This window comes from Sulfuricurvum sp., assembly GCF_022759005.1.
Taxonomy (GTDB): domain Bacteria; phylum Campylobacterota; class Campylobacteria; order Campylobacterales; family Sulfurimonadaceae; genus Sulfuricurvum.
Genome location: NZ_JAEMQA010000125.1, coordinates 1 through 3,212, shown reverse-complemented (window position 1 = coordinate 3,212; position 3,212 = coordinate 1). Strand labels below are relative to the sequence as shown.

Here is a 3,212-nt window from a genome sequence, read left to right as displayed (position 1 = left end):
ATAACGCCCCAATCTTTAAAATGACTTATTGCATTACTCTCACATTATTTCTCAGGGCATGCATAGTTTTAGAAATGTTTTAAGGTAGTTTGCGCCACAATAACTCTTAATTTTCAAACTAAAGTGGGCCAAACGATATGAACGTGCTTTTGATGATCATAATACTGGTTTCAACTCTGTTATATGCACAAGAACCGATCTCTCCAATTCCACAAAGCATCCCACACGATTCTGCAAAAGCAGCGTTAGGCAAAAAACTTTTTTTTGATCCGATCCTCTCTCGTGACTACACAATAAGCTGTGCCTCTTGCCATGATTTTTCTAAAGGGGGAACCGACGCACAAAATGTCTCGACCGGAATTCGCCAACAAAAGGGTTCTATGAATGCGCCGACAGTTCTTAACGCCGTCTTTAATTTCAATCAATTTTGGAACGGGAGAGCTAAAAATCTTACGGAACAAGCTCTAGGTCCCATCCACAATCCTGTCGAAATGGGACTTTCTCCGAAAGAAGCGGCATTACGCCTCCAGAGTGATGCCGCCTATAGCCACTCATTTTCTAAAATTACCAGACGAAGCACTGTCACACCTGATGATATTGCCGAAATGATTGCTGAATACGAAAAAACACTCATTACTCCCAATGGAAAATTCGACCGCTATTTAAAAGGAAAAGCAGCTCTTACACCCAATGAAGCCAAAGGGTATCTTTTATTTAAAACTCTTGGTTGTATCAGCTGTCATAACGGCGTCAATGTCGGCGGGAACTCCTATCAAAAAATGGGCGCCATTGTCCCGATTAAGCATAGCACCCGTATAGATGATCGGTTTGCCCTAACTGGAAGAGAACAGGATAAAAATGTTTTCAAAGTTCCGACATTACGTAATATTACACTTACAGCACCCTATTTTCATGATGGAAGTACCGCAACCTTGGAAGATGCTATTACAAAAATGTCCTATCATAATTTAGGTGTCAAACTCACTCCTGCCGAAATCGATTCCCTGATCGCATTTCTAAATACTCTTACTGGTGAGATTCCTGCTCAGGCATATCCATGAAACTGACGTATAGATTCGCACTGATAATCATTCTCGGCGTAAGTGCCTTTATTGCTTTGGTTATATTTAAAACATTTACGATGGAATATTTTACAGAACGCAATGCCATTGAACTCCAAATCAATTCCATCGAAACAACCCAGCAAAAACTCGATTATCAAATTTTGCATAATACCTTTTTTCTTTACACCAACCAAGATGCCGTCAATGCACAAATTAATCAAATACGTCAGCAAATTAAATACCTCATCCAACATCCTCATATCATACAAGAGTATCCAAAAACCCGATTTATGCTTAAACAGTACTCTAAAGTTTTCGAACACAAAGTAAACGCTATCTACGATTTTCAAACTACCAATACGGTAATAAAAAATTCAACCTCAGCCATTCCGCTGTTACAAGCGCGAGTTTTGGAGCTAATGAATACTTCCAACCCGAAAGAACGGCAGTTATTACAAACCATGAACCATATCAGCGGAACGATCCTGCTTGGGAAAAATGCGCTTGACCTTGGTCTAATAACCGCTTTGAAGCCCGATATCGAAGAGCTGTCCCGATATCATTTCAATGATAAGGCTAAAGAAGAACTCGCCCAAAGAGTCATATCCAATTTTCAAGTCATCGAATATTATTTTTCCCACTATCTTCAATTGATGGATGAAATCAACAATCCTATATCTCAAACGACTTTACAACAGATCAAAAAGATTTATCTTAACGAATCTAAACATGAGCTCCGACTCATTATCTTATTCTCCTATTTTCTAATGGGTTTGTACCTCCTCAGTCTGGGAATTATCATCTACTTTTTGTTTCGAAGTGAAAAAGAGTCTCGAACCGATACACTTACGGGATTACAAAATCGTAAAGCCTACGAAGAACGGATCAATCACTCCCTTAATGATCTGGGACTCATCTTGATAAATATCAGTAAATTCAAACATTACAACGATTTTTATGGTGTATCGGAGGGGGATAAATTGCTGATTGAAACAGCAAGGCATATCCGAACAATGCCTTTTTCCGGAGCAAATCCTGCCTATTATCGTCTGGGAGCCGATGATTTCGGTATTTTATTTGAGCAGACTTCCGCATATTCGCTCGAGGCATTGGCCAAAGAAGTTTTATCCGTATTTTCCGAAACACCGATTATTATCAATAATGAAATACGTTCCCCTTCCATCGTCGTTGCCGCATCGGCCTATCTGCCGCTTTTAGAAACTGCGGATATGGCGCTTAAAAGCAATTCTCATAATAATCCTATCATCTATCACGAAGGGCTCAATCTTCGTCAAGTCATCCAAGACAATGTTACAAAAGTCAAAGAACTTAAAGATGCGCTTCAAGCAAAACGGATTGTCCCTTATTTTCAGCCGATTGTAGATCTCTCAACCTGCACAGTCACCAAACATGAAGTACTGGCACGCATTATCATGAATGATACAGAGGTTCACTCCATATTTCCGTATCTCTCAATTGCAAAAGAATCAAACCTCTATTCTCAAATTACCCACACCATCATCGCGCAAAGCCTAGCAGTTATTGCTGAGCATTCGGGAGAATTTTCCATTAATCTCTCTATCGAGGATATCAATAGCAGCGAAACGGTAGCGATGATCGAGAGAGCATTGGAACAATATGAGAACCTTGGTAACAGAATTATTTTTGAGATATTAGAGTCCGAAGCAGTCGAAGAGTATGAAGGTATTGCCCGTTTCATTGAAAAAATGCACCGTTACGGATGCCGTATTGCTATTGATGATTTCGGGAGCGGCTATTCGAATTTTTCCCGCATTCTCAATCTGACCATCGATATTATCAAAATTGACGGGTCCCTTATACACTATCTCGATACCGATAATAAAGCTATCACCATCGTCCAAACGATTGTTAACTTTACCAAAAATGCCTCCATCGAGACGGTTGCCGAATTCGTTCATAACAAAGCGATTGCCAATATCGTATCAGAGCTTGGGATTGATTACGCACAAGGATTCTATTTTTATGAACCTGCTCCACATCCCGTTGTTGCCTCCCCTCTTTAAAGAGTAATATTTTCAATCCACTCTATCTCGTTATCCGTGATAATAAGAGCATCGATACAATACTCAAGATTGAGCCGTTTTTGCTGAAGATAGGTTTGGATAG

General features: G+C 39.8%; 2 protein-coding genes. Both read left to right on the top strand.

All coding sequences use genetic code 11. The features are described from left to right. The first annotated feature begins 137 nt into the window (after positions 1-137). The gene (locus JHC35_RS07750) at positions 138-1,061 is read left to right on the top strand and encodes a cytochrome-c peroxidase (protein ID WP_295043828.1); all 924 of its coding nucleotides are present in this window, start codon (positions 138-140) and stop codon (positions 1,059-1,061) included. Beyond that, entirely contained in the window at positions 1,058-3,109 is a 2,052-nt protein-coding gene (locus JHC35_RS07745) for an EAL domain-containing protein (protein ID WP_295043825.1), read from the top strand. The genes JHC35_RS07750 and JHC35_RS07745 overlap by 4 nt, the downstream gene beginning before the upstream one ends. Positions 3,110-3,212: the final 103 nt, after the last annotated feature.